The organism is Cyanobacterium aponinum PCC 10605, from assembly GCF_000317675.1.
Taxonomy (GTDB): domain Bacteria; phylum Cyanobacteriota; class Cyanobacteriia; order Cyanobacteriales; family Cyanobacteriaceae; genus PCC-10605.
On the sequence record NC_019776.1, the window covers coordinates 2,974,833 to 2,990,896 of the forward strand.

Consider the following 16,064-nt stretch of genomic DNA (forward strand, 5'->3'; position numbering starts at 1 on the left):
TTGATCTATTTATCAAAACCTCTACCAATAGCGATTGTGGGGTAATATTTCCTCATTTCCCTTTCTTTTTAGTTTTTCACCACTAAATATTAAATATTGACCAACTATACGCTAATGTTATTCGTATAATTAACGCTATTAAACGCTCATTTTCAAAAAATCTAGCTAAAAATATATTTTTATGGGAATTATGGTGACCTTTAGCTAAAAAATTGTTTGTTTCTCTATTTCTTTTTTATCGGATTATAATGAAAATTGTAAAGAAATGTTGAGAAAATTAAAATTATGAGTCAGATTAATTTAGCAGAAATAGATCGCCAATTGGAAAGCAACAACTCAAAAGATAGACTATTAGCCCTTGCATCCCTTAGAGAAGTTGAAGCCAAGGATGCTGTACCATTAATAAAGAAGGTAATTTATGATGAAATGTTGCCCGTGCGTTCCATGGCAATTTTTGCCTTAGGAGTTAAACAAACTGAGGAATGTTTACCAATCTTAGTAAAATTATTAGAAACTGATCCAGACTATGGTATTCGTGCGGATGCGGCGGGGGCTTTAGGATACTTAAAAGATATTCGTGCTTTCGAGTCTTTAGTTAGGGCTTTCTATGAAGATACTGAATGGTTAGTACGTTTTAGTGCGGCTGTCTCTTTAGGCAATTTAGGAGATATTCGTGCTAAAAAATTACTTTTAGATGCTCTGCATAGCAATGAAACCGCCCTACAACAAGCGGCTATTTCTGCTTTGGGGGAAGTTAAAGCGGAAGATTGTATCGAGGAAATCTTAGTGTTTGTTCAATCGGATGATTGGTTAATTCGCCAAAGGGTATCTGAATCTTTAGGTAATTTTAAGGGTAACAAAAAAGCAATATCTGCCCTTAATTTCTTAGTAAAAGACCCTCATCCCCAAGTATGTCAGGCGGCAGAGTATTCTTTACAAAAGATTTCTGTTTAATATGATTGTTAATATTATTAATTATTAGTAAGGCTAGGAAAAAGGGAAGAAGTTAATTTCCCTGTATTCCCCCTCAATAGGTAGCAATAATAGAACTCAAAAAAACTTCGCCAATAGCTTTTTATTACAATAAATTTTGTTCGATAAAGTTAGTATAAACATTCCCTGCTAAAAATTCGGGGTTGTTGAGAATTTTTTGGTGGAAGTTAATGGTGGTTTGTACTCCTGTAATCGCACATTCTCTTAAAGCCCTTTTCATTCTTTTGATTGCGGTTTCTCTATCTTCTCCCCAAACAATCAATTTACCAATCAAAGAATCATAATAAGGGGGAATTTCATAGTCAGGATAAACAAAAGAATCCATCCTTACGCCAGGTCCTCCGGGGGGCAAATAGGCGATAATTTTCCCGGGATTTGGTCTAAAATCATGATCAGGATCTTCTGCATTAATCCGACATTCGATCGCATGACCTTTCAATTGTATTTGTTCTTGAGTAAAAGCTAATCTTTCTCCTTGCGCGATCGCAATTTGTTCTTTAATTAAATCTAATCCAGTAATCATTTCTGTTACAGGATGTTCTACTTGGATACGAGTATTCATCTCCATAAAATAGAAATTACCGTATTTATCCACTAAAAATTCTACTGTACCAGCACCAACATAATTGATATATTTGGCGGCTTTAACCGCCGCTTCTCCCATTTTCTGCCTTAATTCAGGATTAAGAGCAGGAGAAGGGGCTTCTTCTAGTAATTTCTGATGACGGCGTTGAATAGAGCAATCTCTCTCTCCTAAATGGACAACATTGCCGTAACTGTCTGCTAATATTTGAAACTCAATATGACGGGGTAATTCAATAAACTTTTCTAAATAAACTCCAGCATTACCAAAAGCCGCTTCTGCTTCTCCTTGGGCGGCTCTTAATAAACGACTCAATTCTGTTTCGTCAGAGACAAAACGCATTCCTCTGCCACCACCTCCAGCAGTGGCTTTAATAATCACAGGATAGCCAATTTCGGCAGCAACTCTAGCGGCCTCCTCCTCATCAGTAATTAAACCCTTACTACCTGGAATAGTTGGCACACCTGCCTCTTGCATCGTTTTCTTGGCGGTGGATTTATCGCCCATGGCAATAATTGCCTCTGGGGAAGGTCCAATAAACTGAAGATTATGATCAGCACAAATTTGGGCAAAACGGGCATTTTCTGCCAAAAATCCATAGCCCGGGTGGATTGCCTCTGCACCTCTGGTTAAAGCGGCGGCAATAATATTAGGAATATTCAAATAACTTTTATTACTTGGAGGAGGTCCAATACAAACACTCTCATCGGCTAATTTAACGTGAAGGGCATGGCGATCAATAGTAGAATGTACCGCTACGGTGGCAATCCCCATTTCTTCACAACTATGAATAATCCTTAAAGCAATTTCACCTCGGTTCGCAATTAAGATTTTGGCAAAGGGCATCGTTGATCATTAAAACTAATATCATTTGTATCATATTTGGTTTTGGCACTTCTGGCAATTGCTTCTTTAATCTTGGAAAGAGTAAAAAAATTTTTTAAGTAACCTCTGTTCGGTTTAAGAATATCGGGTAAGGTTAGGTGTTAGGTTTCAGGTTTCAGGTGTTAGGGTGTTTAGGGGATGAGGAGATAAGGGGATGAGGGGAGAGGGAGACAAGGTGTCAGGTTTCAGGTTTCAGGTTGCAGGTGTTGGAGAAAGTAATAAGTAACGAGTAATGAGTATTTGGAGTTATTAATTATTAATTATTCACTATTCACTATTTACCATTGCCCTTTATTTTTCTGTCAGAAGTATATTGACAATAATATCTGAGAAACCATCAATCTGTGTCAGAGGTGGCAATAACTTCAATTCGCAACTTAGTTCTTTTTGTAACTCCTCTACTTCAGATGCGATCGCATCTATGATTTTTCCCGTAAAGAGAAAATAAGGCATAATCATGATTTTTGGGGGATCATTTAGAGCTAATTTGGCTATAACAGAGTGTAAATTCGGTTTTATTGACCAATAAGCCACATGGGCGTTAATTTTACCTGCCAAGCCTTCTATTTCTTCATTTCCCTTTTGTAAACTTGTACCATGACAAAACAAAATGCGTTCAATACTAGAATCTTTATGATGGTCTAAATTTTCCTGCCTTTCATATTCAGCACATAATAAGGAAATTAAAGATAAACTCCTTCCCAAATGAGGTAGAATCTCGATTTGTAAAGAACATTTTTGCCGAGAAACCTCCACTTCAAAAGGAATATCGTTGATAACATGAGTACCCGATAACAAAAATAAAGGTAAAACTTTAAGATTTTTATAGCCCTTTCTTTCTAATTGATTCCCAAATTCGATAATTTTCTCAGATAGAGATTGATTCCCCAATTCCAAATAAGCAATATCCAAATCACAAGTAACCTGCAACAAATCTAATTTTTGTCTCACTGAAAAAGTTAAATCTCTTAACTGTTGAGCATAAAAAGAATTTCGACTACCATGAACCACTAAAAGATAAGCAGAAGAATTAATCATATTTACATCTTTCCTCGTCGAAACCATGATAATAAAACCACAACAAAATTAAAAGATACCCCCATAAAAACAAAAAATTCTGTATATTGATTACTAATCTTTAAGCATATAGTCTATGAATTGGTTGGATATTTCCCCTATCTTTTTGACCTTGACGGTTTTAATTGTTGCCCTAATTGCTTTCATTGCCGAATGGTTGCCCGTAGATTTAACTTCTTTATCCATTACCGTTGTTTTGATGATATTGGGGTTAGTTTCTCCTAATGAAGGTATCTCCGGATTTGGCAACTCCGCAACTATTACCGTTATGGCGATGTTTATTCTCAGTGCAGGAATAACCAAAACAGGCATTCTTAATATTATCAGAGATTGGCTAATTCAATGGGGGGGGAAAAATCCGACTCAGCAAATTTTCACTCTAGGGATGATAGTCGGTCCTATTAGTGCTTTTATTAATAATACCGCAGTAGTTGCCATTTTTTTACCAATAGTTGAACAGTGGAGTAAACAAGCAAAAGTTTCTATTTCTAAACTGCTCATACCCATGTCATTTCTAACAATATTGGGGGGATTAATTACTTTACTAGGTACATCAACTAACATTCTTGCCAGTGGGATTGCGGTACAATTAGGGTATCCAGAATTTGGTATTTTCCAATTTACTAAATTAGGTTTACCTGTCTTTTTTATCGGCTTAATTTATTTATCTATCGCCTCTCCAAAATTATTACCCGCAAGAAAACCTCCGGGAGGAGAATCTTTAGCCGAAGATTATGAATTAAAAGAATACGTCAGTGAAATGATTATTCCTCCCAAATCAAGTTTAATTGGACAAACTTTGCGCAGTAGTGAAATTCAACGTAAATTTGATTTAGATGTTTTAGAAATTATCCGCAATGATACCCATTTCCCTCCCCCTTTAGCGGATAAAGTTTTAGCGGTAGGAGATATTTTATTAGTTAGGGGAAGTCGTAGTAACTTATTAAATATCAAAGATGAAAGAGGAGTGGAAATCCTCGCAGACTTTAAATTCAATTCTCAAGAATTAGAAGAACAAAATAATTCTCAAGAGGAAAAAATAGCAGAGGTTTTGATACTATCCAATTCTCGTTTAATTGGCTCTAGTTTGAAAGATTTAAGATTTAGACAGCGTTATAATGCTACGGTTTTAGCTGTTAGAAGAGGTCAAGAATTAATTAGAGAAAGATTTGGCAAAATTCCTTTGAAATTCGGCGATTTACTCTTAATTCAAGCTCCTAAAGATAGTTTTATTGGTTTACAAACTACCAGAGAGTTATTAGTTTTAGAAGAAAAAAATCGAGAGGGTTTAAGACAAAACAAAGCGGGAATTGCTTTAGCGATTGTTTTAACGGTTATTTTCACTTCTGCTTTTAATTTTGTACCTATCTTGGTGAGTAGTTTAGCGGGGGTTTTAATAATGGTAATTACAGGATGTCTCAAACCCGGTGAAGTATATGGCTCTGTAAGATGGGATATTATTTTTCTGTTAGCTGGTTTAATACCTTTGGGTATTGCGATGGATAATTCTGGTACAAACCAATGGTTAGCCGATAATTTATTGAAAGTTGCAGGAAATTTATCAGGGTATTGGATTTTAGTTTTATTTTATTTTGCCACTTCCATGTTGACGGAGGTTTTGTCGAATAATGCCGCAGTGGTTTTAATGATTCCTATTGCGGTAAAAGTGGCGGAAACTATTGGACTTGAACCCTTATCCTTTATGTATGCGGTGACTTTTGCGGCTTCTAATAGCTATTTAGCCCCCATTGGTTATCAAACGAATACCATGGTTTATGCACCGGGGGGATATAAGTTTCTTGATTATACTCGTGTTGGTTTACCGTTAACCTTAACTTTAACTTTTACTGTGCCTTTACTCATCGTGAAAATTTATGGGTTATAGGGGCAAGAGGGGAAAACCCCCCTTTATCCCTCCTCGAGAGGGGGAAGAGCAAAGGAAAAGGTAAATAGTTGATAATTAAGAATTAAGAATTAAAAACTCCTAACTCCTGTACGGGCGAATGGCCATTCGCCCCTAACTAACTCCTAACTAATTTCTCCCTCTCTCCTCATCTCTCCCGCACCTTAATACCTGCAACCTAACACCTATCCTCATCCGATGTTCTTAAACTGAACTGAGGTTATTTAATAAATAACATTTCTTGATAAGTTGGTAAGGGCCATAATTCATCGGCAATTTCTGCTTCCAACGCATCGGCATATTTACGAACTTCATCCATTAAAGCTCGAACAGTTTTAGCAAAATACTGTAACTTAGCCTCAGTACTTTCAAAATCATGAACAGAAATGGCATCTTGTAATTTTTGTACCTGAACCATCATTTCATTAGTTAAGGTTGAGATGTGTTTTACAATGCTTAAATCCCCTTCCAAACCTATATCCTTTAAACTAGAAAGGGTATTCATCAACTGAGATAAATATTTCATTGCCGTAGGATAAACAATAGTTTTTGCCATGTTCGCCACTAATTTAGCTTCTACCTCTAAAGACAATAAATACTGTTCTGCATAAACTTCAAAACGGCTTTCTAATTCTTTTGGGGAAAGGACTCCCATGCGATCGAACAATTCTTCGATATGTTTTTGTTTGAGGACAGGTAAAGCATCGGCGGTGGTAGGTAGATTTGCTAATCCTCTTTCTTCTACTGCCATTTTATGCCATTCTTCTGAGTAACCATTGCCCCCGAAAATCACATTGCCATGTTTTTCCATTATTTCCTTGAGAATTTTCTGAATCGCCGTGTTTAACTCAGTACCCTGTTTTAATTCTTCCTCTAGTTTGTCTGCAATCCAATTCAAAGAGTCCGCCAAAATAGTATTCATTGCCACTAAAGGACCTGCTACGGATTGATTTGAACCCACTGCTCGAAACTCGAAACGATTACCAGTAAAAGCGAAGGGGGAAGTTCTATTTCTGTCTCCGGGGTCTTTCGGAATTTCAGGTAAAGTATCCACTCCGATATTCATTACTTGTGCTAGTTGAGAGCCTGTTATTTCACCTTTGCGAATTTGCTCAAATACATCTTCTAATTGAGTTCCTAAATAAATAGAGATAATAGCCGGAGGTGCTTCGTTTGCTCCTAAGCGATGGTCATTACTGGCGGTTGCTACCACTGCCCTTAATAGAGTTCCGTATTTATGAACACCTCGAATTACTGCTCCACAGAAGACCAAAAATTGAGCATTGGCATGGGGAGTATCTCCGGGGTCTAATAAATTGCCTTGAGTACGATTTCCTACAGACCAGTTAACGTGTTTTCCAGAGCCATTAATTCCTGCAAAGGGTTTTTCGTGGAGTAAACAGGTAAAGCCATGTTTTTTTGCCATTTGTCTTAAAATGGTCATGGTTAGCTGTTGATGATCTGTGGCAACGTTGGCGGATTCAAAAAAGGGTGCTATTTCAAATTGTCCGGGGGCAACTTCATTATGACGGGTTTTAGCGGGAATTCCTAGGCGATATAAGCACTCTTCTACATCCTGCATGAAAATTTGTACTCGTTCAGGAATTGCACCAAAATAGTGATCATCAAATTCTTGACCTTTAGCCGGGGGTTTTCCCAATAAGGTTCTTCCTGCAAGAAGTAAGTCGGGACGATAATGGGCAAAATGAGAATCCACAAGGAAGTATTCTTGTTCTGCTCCACAACTGGAACTCACGGGGGCTATATCTGTATGTCCTAACAATTCTAATACTCTACGAGCGGATTTATTAACGGCAGAGTTCGATCGCAGTAGGGGGGTTTTTTTATCCAGAGCTTCTCCTGTCCAAGAAACAAATACAGTGGGAATACATAAAGTAACACCATTGTCAGTTTCCATGACATAAGCAGGGCTAGTAACATCCCAAGCAGTGTAACCTCTAGCCTCAAAAGTGGAACGAATACCACCATTAGGGAAAGATGAGCCGTCGGGTTCGCCTTTTACTAATACTTTGCCTGAAAATTCCGATATTACCGAACCATCTCCCTGCACTGAAACGAAACTATCATGTTTTTCCGCCGTAGAATTGGTTAAAGGATAAAATACGTGGGCATAATAGAGAGCATTCTTAGAAATTGCCCAATCTCTCATAGCTGTAGCGACTACGTCTGCAATGGATACGTCCAGAGGTTCACCAGTTTGAATGGTTTTTTTCAAAGATTTAAACACACTTTTGGGCAAAGATTCTTGCATTTTCGCTAAAGTAAAAACATCTGTAGCCCACATTTCTTCTAATTTTTTAGGAGTCTTGAAGGGCTTAACTTTGCGATTAGTGATTTCGTAAATGGCTTGAACCCGTGATTTATTTCCGCTCATAACATCATAGATTTTGATTAAGATATTGTTAACAATACCAGACTTTTACTAACCTTTAGAAGATACTTTGGCTACAAAATTAGCAAAATTAACAATTTATTTAGATAACGATTCCAAATTTTCACTTGCTCAACTTTTTCTGTTGTCCATTAATTTTGGAGAAATCATTTAGGATTGTTATATTGAGACATAACCTCAGTTCGGTTTAAGAATATCGGATAAGAGTAGGTGTCAGGTTTCAGGGTATTTAGGGGAGAGGGATAGGTTAATTAAACACTTTTGCCTCTTGCCTTGTCTTAATTACTAATTCCTAATTACTAATTTTTAATTACCCTTTTCGCCATCACTCATCAGTGAAAATTTATCCCGAACTCAGATTACATAAATTTTTGAATTAGCTTTATGGAAAAAAACGACATTGGTTTAAATATTCTCGCTATCGGCATTTTTTCTATTACTTTATTAGTGTTAGTTGGTCCTTTATTAAGTATCTCTCCTTTTATTCCTGCTACAATCACTTTTATTTTACTAAGTTTAGTAACTGTCGATACTTTAGCTTGGGGAAATCAGGGGACTAATTTATTTTTAAATTTATTTCTTTCGGAAGAACAAAAACAACGGATTATTCATCACGAAGCAGGACATTTTTTAACAGCTTATTTATACGAAATTCCTATTATTGGCTATACTTTAACTCCTTGGGAAAATATGAAAATTAATAATTTAGGTTCAGGGGGGGTGATGTTTGATACTAGCTTTTTAGAAGAAAAAGGGCAAGATTTAAGGGAATTAAATTTATTAACGGAACGTTTTGCTGTTGTTTTAATGGCAGGAATTGCCGCCGAAAAATTAGTATATAAAAATAGTGAGGGAGGAGAGGAAGATAATCAGAAATTATCGGAAATTTATAAAAGTTTAGGAATAAATTATAGTCAAATAAAAATTAAACAAAGATTAGCTATTTTACAAGCAGAAACTTTAATTGAAAAATATAAAGATGCTTATTTTGCTCTGGTAGAAGCTATGGGAAAAAGATTATCTGTTACCGAGTGTCAAGCAATAATTGAAGAAAAAAAATCCTCACAATTGAATGAACTTACCCCTCAAAATTAGTATCATTATCCCTGTTATTAATGAAGAAAAGATGTTGCTAAAAACTATTCCTATTCTCAAGCAGTATCCTTATGTGGAAATTTTGTTTGTGGATGGGGGTAGTCAAGATAATACTATTAACTTAATTCATCAAGCTGGTTTTAAATGTCTTTCTTCTCCTATCTTGAATCGTAGTTATCAAATGAATTTAGGAGCAGAATCTGCCCAAGGAGATATACTTTTATTTTTACACGGTGATACTATTCTTCCTCATAATTTTCCTCAAATAATTATTGATATTGTTAGCAATAGTAACTTCATTGCGGGAGCTTTTTTACTAAAAATTGATAGTGATAAAATCATTTTTCGATTATTAGAAATAATGATTAAAATGCGATCGCATCTTTTTTCTTTGCCCTATGGAGACCAAGGAATATTTATCAAGAAAAAAATATTTGAAAAAATAGGAGGCTTTAAAAATTTAGCAATAATGGAAGATTTTGAGTTAATAAAAAGGTTGAATAAAAAAGGGAAAATTTATATTAGTTCCGAAGCAGTAATCACTTCTGCAAGACGTTGGGAAAAATTGGGAATATTTAAAACCACATTAATAAATCAATTAATTGTTATTGGTTATTATCTAGGAATAAATACAAAAAAACTAGCTAATTTTTATCGACAAATAAAAAGTAATTAGGGGTTCAGAGCTAAGAGTTAGAAGTTATTAATTAACCTGAGTTTTGGATAAGCTGAAAGCATTATTATCCTGTAGTCAGAAAACCTTATAGCTTCTTAGAAATTAAGAATAAAATTGCCTTAACCCGAACTGACGTTATTCATTAATTGTCTTTTTCTTAGCAAAATCAGAAAATTTTATCAAATTTTTATCGTGTCTCATTCTAAAAATAAAAACTAAAGTTTTGACAAGATTAGAATATTACTTTAGGATAAAAAGGAATGATTGAGAGAAAAAATTTAAGTCATGTCTTTTCAATTTTCTTTTAGAATTAGTAATTTATTAAGTTTTTTAAAGAAACAATTTAGATATATTTCAATTTTATTAATAATTTTATTTTTTGTGTTAGTAAATGTTGTTTACAGTACAGAAAAAACAACTATAACTTTGATGATACAAGCCCTAGAAGCGGCACAATGGCAAAACTTAGTGGAAAAATTTGAAAGGGAAAATCCTGATATTGATTTAGAAATTATTTCCGCACCCAATGCCACTAATTTAGTAGAAGACTTATATACCTCTGCTTTTTTATTGGGAGATTCGCCCTATGATTTAGTTTATTTGGATATAGTTTGGGTTCAAAAATTTGCGGCGGCTAATTGGTTACAACCCCTGAATAACTTTATCAGTGAGGATGAATTAAAACAGTTTTTAAAGGGAGATGTAGAGGGAGGAAAATATCAAGATTCTCTTTATCGAATTCCTTTTCGCTCCGATGGTGGTATGCTTTATTATCGCACGGATTTGTTAGAAAAAAATGGTTATAATCCCCCTGAAACTTTTACCGAATTAATCAATATTTCTCAGGATTTACAAGCAAAAGGGAAAGCGAAATGGGGTTATGTATGGCAAGGAAGACAATATGAGGGACTTTCCGCCATGTTTGTGGAAGTTTTACAAGGTTTTGGTGGTTATTGGATTAATTCAGACACCTTAGAAGTGGGTTTAGATTCTCCAGAAGCGATCGCATCTGTGCAGTTTTTATTAGATACTATTAAAAAAGGAATTTCTCCCTCTGGTGTCACAACCTACGCAGAAGAAGAAACCCGCCGTATCTTTGAAAATGGACAAACCGTATTTTTACGAAACTGGCCTTATGTGGCAGGATTAGCCAGTAAATCAGAAATAGCAGGGAAATTCTCCCTTAAACCAATGGTACATCAACCTCAACATCAAAGCGGAGCTTGTCAAGGAGGATGGGGATTAGGAATGTCAAAAAACACGAAACACCCAGAAGAAGCATGGCGAGTTATTGAATTTATCACTAGCGAAGACTCACAAAGGGATTTTATTTTAGAAACGGGCTATGTGCCTAGCCGAAAATCTCTTTTTAATGATCCTCAAATAGTGGAAAAATATCCCTATTACCCTCAACTATTAACAGTAGTAGAAAATTCCGTATTGCGTCCACCTATTGCTCAATATGCCCAAGCGTCAGACATTCTACAAAGATATTTAAGTGCGGCACTAACTCAAACTATGACTCCGGAAAATGCCATGAAGAAAGCCGCCACCGAAACCCGACAATTATTGAATTAAGAAAAGTAGCTCTCTTGCTTGTCGTTGTGTGCCTGACAACTGATTTTTATTAACCTGAGTTTTGGATAAGCTGAAAGCATTATTATCTCGTAGTCAGAAAACCTTATAGCTTCTCAGAAATAAGAATGAAATTGCCTTAACCCGAACTAACGTTAAATAGTTAAAAATTAAGAATTAAGAATGAAAAACCACGAATACTTATTACTAATTTATTATTTATTACTTGTTTCCCCCTTTCCCCTCATCACCTCATCCCCCCATCACCTCATCACCCTAACACCTGCAACCTGCAACCTGACACCTGACACCTAACCTTATCGGATATTCTTGAACCAAACTGAGATTTTATTAACTTCCTTAACTTCCCCCTAACACCCCAACACCCTAACACCTCAACCATAAAACGACTATTGAGCAAGTCTGGTAGGTAACAAATCCTGTCTGACTAAATCATCATAGGTTTCTCTACGAATAATTAAACTGCTTTCGCCTTCATTAACTAAAACTGCGGCGGGTCTGCCAATACGGTTATAATTAGAAGCCATACTATAGTTATAAGCCCCTGTGGCAAATACAACTAAAATATCATTGGGGTTAGTATCTGGTAATTGAATATCTTTAATCAGAATATCCCCTGATTCGCAGTGTTTTCCAGCTACAGTAACAGTTTCACTATGTTCTTGATCCATTTTAGATGCGATCGCCATTTGATACAAGGATTGATAGGTAATCGGGCGAGGATTATCTGACATTCCCCCATCAACAGAAATATAAGTTCTCACATCAGGGATTACCTTTTTTCCGCCCACCGTATAAGCAGTAATACAAGAAGTGGCTACCATAGAGCGTCCGGGTTCAGCAATTAACTTGGGTAAAGCTAAACCTCTTTCTTCACAGGCTTTAGTTACTGCGGTGGCAACGGTTTTAACCCAATCGGCAATACTTGGAGGATCATCAGATTCAGTATAACGAATTCCTAAACCACCGCCCACATTTAACTCAGTGAGGGGTAAACCATAGTCAAGGGCTTTTTTAAACCAATCTGCCAACACACCGCCTAAATCATTGTGAGGCTCAAGTTCAAAAATTTGTGAACCGATATGGGCGTGTAAACCAATACACTCAATGAAATTTTGTTCTTTGATGAAAGTGAAAACAGCCTCTAATTGATTTAAGTCAAAACCAAATTTGCTGTCAATACTACCAGTGCGGATATATTCATGGGTATGACATTCGATACCGGGGGTTAAACGAATTAAAATTTTCGCTGATTGTTCTTTTTTGGCAGTTAATTGAGCAAGAGTTTCTAATTCTAACCAATTATCAACTATAATTTTACATCCTGCATCGATAGCTAGTTCTAATTCTGCTATGGATTTATTATTTCCGTGAAGATAAATTTTTTCCTTGATGTCATCCCCATTATAACCACTCATTTCTAAGGCTTTGGTTGTGGTGAAAAGCTCTCCTCCCGAAACTACGTCAAAACCAATACCTTCACTGGCAAGAATACTCACAATTGCCATACAACTCCACGCTTTGGAGGCATAAATAACCTGAGACTCTCCAGGGTAATATTCCTTAAAAGCATCCCGATATTGAATGGCACAGGTGCGCAATGTTTTTTCATCCAGAATGTATAAAGGAGAGCCATACTGCTTAACTAAATCTACTACATCACAACCACCAATTTCGAGGTGATTTTTATCGTTAATTTTTGCTGTGAGGGGTAATAATCTTTGATTGGGAGAAGGTGAGTTAGAGGAATTGACCAATTTTTCACCGCTTAATTTTTCCGTTAATAGCATTTACTAGATGTTATTTTTTCTATAATAGTAAGTTTATTTGTTTAACCTCTCATTTTAACTGAATTTTGATACGATTAGACTCTTTCTTGAATTCCTTTTTCTACCATAAACCCAGATTTTAATCTTGCAATAGTACACAGAAACTAAGTGAAAATAGCAAATATGAGGTGTCAGATTAAATGATTTTTAATTCTTTTTCCCTTGAGCAACAAATAGGATTTTAACAATTTTATTAATAATTTTTCATTGCTAATTTATGGTTAACAGAATGCTCTAATGATGACCAAAAGCTAAGTATTTGATTACCTAATAATTTTGCTTGAAAATAGTGAAAAAAATGTTCTCCGTTTGGACATTGCCAGATATAATCTTCGGGTTTAAGATAAGATTTCCATTTTTCAATTTCAGACCAAAAAACCACTTGATCATCATTACTACCTGATACCATCAAAGGATAAGCAGTTTTTTCTACAGAAAAATAATCACATTTTCGATATAAAGAATGAGGAGAAAGAGAGTAAATTAGTGCTTTTTTAAGAATTTTTACTAAAGATTTTTGATAATAAAAATTACGATACCCGAATAAATATTTAGCTAAATGAGTTAAAATTGCTTCTTGATTACATTTAAAATGATTTCGTAATAAATAATAATAACTTACCCAGTCTAAAGCTGGATTAATTCCTACCCCTAAAAGAGTTAAAGATTTTACCTTTTCTGGATACTTGTTCGCATACTGCAACCCTAATAGTCCACAAGTACTATGACCTACTAAATGAACGGGTTTTTTCACCATTTCCAGATAATTATTCAAAAATTCGATCGCTAAATCAAGGGAGGTGGTTTCATCTTCTGTTAGTTGATATTCCCATTGACCAATGCTGACATATTGCGATAAATATTTAATTACTGGTAAATTAAAACGCATTAGGTAAGGATTTGTGCTTAACCAGAGTATATCAGGATTTTTATACATTTTACTAAAAACTTATTGAAAAAAAAGTATTAGCAAAGGATAAATCGTTATTATACCCTCATGCTTAATACTCAGTAACCGATTCTTATTGAAAACTTTTGGCATCAATTTGTTGATAACTAGCATAACTAATATCCTGATTTATTGCAAGTTATTATCATTTATTTTTTATCAAAGTAATCATGAAACCGAGTATAAACAAATGAAGAGACTGAAAAAAGATAAATTTAAGAAGAATTTTGGGATCAAGAATAAAAAAATAGCGTCATAACTGATATAGTTTGCCGTAAGATTGAATATTTAACTGATTGAATTGAGGAGTGTAATATGAATTCTAATTTATCATTAAAAACCAGACAAAGAAGACGAGACTATCAAGAATCTATCTCTCAAAATCGAGCCTTAAAGCAACAACAGAGACGACAAAAACGCTTAAACACAGAAAAAGCGATCGAAACTGGTTTAAAAATGACCGTTAATATCAGTATTACTATTATTGCATTTTTTAGTGTGAAACAATTACTACCCTATCATTTAGCACAACAGGCAAAATTAGCTGAGATAGATGGAGAAATCGCCAAAATAAAACCCCGTGTGGAGAAGTTAGAGGAAGATTTTGGTAATACTTTCGATCCAAAATTAACCCGCAAGGTTATTGAAAAAAATACTTATAAAGCTGATCCGAATTTGAGTCCTATTTTTTTTATCGATAAGAAACAACAAGACAATTAAGGATGAAGAAAAGAGCAAGGGGTAAACCCCCCTTTATCCCCCTTCGAGAGGGGGGAGGGCAAAAGTGTTTAATTAATTTTGAATTAACACGAACTCCGTTCACGACTGAAAGGAGTGTACGAACCCAGCGAATTTCCCGAACTCGTTTCTCCCTAACATCCCAATACCCCAATAATACCCTAAGCCCCAATTTTCCACTCCCTGACATCAAGGAAAAAATTAAGCTAATACTGCTTCGGGGGATTCCCAACGATTTAAAGTTTTACCAATAACAGATAATTCCTGCATTACTTGAGCAAATCTATCAGGAGTCAAAGATTGAGGACCATCTGATAAGGCTTTTGCAGGGTTAGGATGTACTTCTATCATCAAAGAATCTGTACCTGCCGCGATCGCAGCCATTGCCATACTAGGAACGTATTCTGCCTTACCAGTACCATGACTAGGATCAATCATAATCGGTAAGTGAGTTAGAGAACGTAAAACGGGAATTACAGACAAATCAAGGACATTACGAGCATATTCTCGATCGAAAGTACGAATACCACGTTCACAAAGGATTACATTAGAATTACCCCCTGCTAAAATGTATTCTGCCGCCATTAACCATTCACTAATAGTTGCCGACATTCCTCTTTTTAAGAGAACAGGTTTAGACTGAGCTCCAACTTTTTTCAAGAGAGAGAAATTTTGCATATTTCTTGCTCCCACCTGTAAGACATCCGCCACTTCAGCAATTTTATCTAAGTCAGCAGTATCCATGACTTCTGTGATAATTCCTAATCCCGTTGCTTCTCTCGCCGCCGCTAATAATTCTAAAGCACTTTCCCCATGTCCCTGAAAAGCATAAGGAGAGGTTCTTGGTTTATAAGCACCACCTCTAAGAAACTTTGCCCCTGCCGCTTTGACTCGTTTTGCGGTTTCAACAATCATTTCCTCATTTTCTACCGAACAAGGACCTGCTACCACTACCACAGGATGATTTAAACCAAAAACTACATCGCCATTAGGAGTAGGTACAACTACATCGCTAGGTTGTCCATGACGATAATCTAAACTGGCTCTTTTGAAAGGTTGTTCAACTCTTAAAACACTTTCAATCCAAGGACTAATTTCTTGAATTTGTTCAGGATTTAGGGAAGCAGTTTCTCCCACTAAACCAATTACAACTTTGTGTTGTCCAACGATTTTTTCAGGTGTTAAACCCCATGTTGCCAATTCATCACTTACACGAGTGATTTCTGGTTCTGGAGTCCCCACTTTCATTACAACAATCATATTAAACTACCATTTATTAATTGACTACGGTGAAAATTCGGTTAAGGGTTATGCGTTTATAACAGCT

General features: G+C 35.6%; 12 protein-coding genes. 6 read left to right on the forward strand and 6 right to left on the reverse strand.

Translation table 11 applies throughout. The features are described from left to right. Nucleotides 1-285: 285 nt before the first annotated feature. Nucleotides 286-954 carry a HEAT repeat domain-containing protein gene (locus tag CYAN10605_RS12450; RefSeq protein ID WP_015220305.1) on the forward strand — a complete coding sequence of 223 codons (669 nt, stop codon included), beginning with the start codon at nt 286-288 and terminating at the stop codon, nt 952-954. Nucleotides 955-1,078: 124 nt separating this feature from the next. Here the strand turns inward: CYAN10605_RS12450 and accC are convergent, their stop codons facing one another. Together accC and CYAN10605_RS12460 are read right to left on the reverse strand one after the other, a co-directional pair. Beyond that, nucleotides 1,079-2,422 (reverse strand): acetyl-CoA carboxylase biotin carboxylase subunit, encoded by a 1,344-nt coding sequence (gene accC / locus CYAN10605_RS12455; RefSeq protein WP_015220306.1) that lies wholly within the window; start codon nt 2,420-2,422, stop codon nt 1,079-1,081. Between the two features lie 330 nt (nt 2,423-2,752). Next, nucleotides 2,753-3,499 carry a sirohydrochlorin chelatase gene (locus CYAN10605_RS12460; RefSeq protein ID WP_015220307.1) on the reverse strand — a complete coding sequence of 249 codons (747 nt, stop codon included), beginning with the start codon at nt 3,497-3,499 and terminating at the stop codon, nt 2,753-2,755. A gap of 115 nt (nt 3,500-3,614) precedes the next feature. Here CYAN10605_RS12460 and CYAN10605_RS12465 point away from each other — a divergent pair, with 115 nt between their 5' ends. Next, complete coding sequence (locus tag CYAN10605_RS12465; RefSeq protein WP_015220308.1) at nt 3,615-5,423, forward strand: SLC13 family permease; 1,809 nt, start codon at nt 3,615-3,617, stop codon at nt 5,421-5,423. Nucleotides 5,424-5,661: 238 nt separating this feature from the next. On the opposite strand, the gene CYAN10605_RS12470 is transcribed toward CYAN10605_RS12465, so the two are convergent. Continuing rightward, the gene (locus CYAN10605_RS12470) at nt 5,662-7,836 is read right to left on the reverse strand and encodes a glutamine synthetase III family protein (protein WP_015220309.1); all 2,175 of its coding nucleotides are present in this window, start codon (nt 7,834-7,836) and stop codon (nt 5,662-5,664) included. Between the two features lie 402 nt (nt 7,837-8,238). Between CYAN10605_RS12470 and CYAN10605_RS12475 the strand changes: the two genes are divergently transcribed. From CYAN10605_RS12475 to CYAN10605_RS12485, 3 genes are all read left to right on the forward strand, one after another. Further along, complete coding sequence (locus tag CYAN10605_RS12475; RefSeq protein ID WP_015220310.1) at nt 8,239-8,949, forward strand: hypothetical protein; 711 nt, start codon at nt 8,239-8,241, stop codon at nt 8,947-8,949. After that, on the forward strand, nt 8,927-9,625 hold the full coding sequence (locus CYAN10605_RS12480) for a TIGR04283 family arsenosugar biosynthesis glycosyltransferase (RefSeq protein ID WP_015220311.1): 699 nt from the start codon (nt 8,927-8,929) through the stop codon (nt 9,623-9,625). The genes CYAN10605_RS12475 and CYAN10605_RS12480 overlap by 23 nt, the downstream gene beginning before the upstream one ends. 285 nt (nt 9,626-9,910) lie before the next feature. Next, nucleotides 9,911-11,203, forward strand: a complete 1,293-nt coding sequence (locus CYAN10605_RS12485; protein ID WP_015220312.1) for an ABC transporter substrate-binding protein — start codon at nt 9,911-9,913, stop codon at nt 11,201-11,203. A 407-nt stretch (nt 11,204-11,610) separates the two neighbouring features. On the opposite strand, the gene lysA is transcribed toward CYAN10605_RS12485, so the two are convergent. After that, nucleotides 11,611-13,011: a diaminopimelate decarboxylase gene (gene lysA, locus CYAN10605_RS12490; protein ID WP_015220313.1), complete on the reverse strand. Its 1,401-nt coding sequence runs from the start codon at nt 13,009-13,011 to the stop codon at nt 11,611-11,613. 232 nt (nt 13,012-13,243) lie between these two features. Then, nucleotides 13,244-13,987, reverse strand: a complete 744-nt coding sequence (locus CYAN10605_RS12495) for an alpha/beta fold hydrolase (protein WP_015220314.1) — start codon at nt 13,985-13,987, stop codon at nt 13,244-13,246. 327 nt (nt 13,988-14,314) lie between these two features. On the opposite strand from CYAN10605_RS12495, the gene CYAN10605_RS12500 reads away from it, so the two are divergent. Continuing rightward, nucleotides 14,315-14,719 carry a slr1601 family putative cell division protein gene (locus CYAN10605_RS12500; protein WP_015220315.1) on the forward strand — a complete coding sequence of 135 codons (405 nt, stop codon included), beginning with the start codon at nt 14,315-14,317 and terminating at the stop codon, nt 14,717-14,719. Between the two features lie 219 nt (nt 14,720-14,938). Here CYAN10605_RS12500 and aroF read toward each other — a convergent pair whose 3' ends face one another. After that, complete coding sequence (gene aroF / locus CYAN10605_RS12505; RefSeq protein ID WP_015220316.1) at nt 14,939-15,997, reverse strand: 3-deoxy-7-phosphoheptulonate synthase; 1,059 nt, start codon at nt 15,995-15,997, stop codon at nt 14,939-14,941. Between the last annotated feature and the right edge of the window lie 67 nt (nt 15,998-16,064).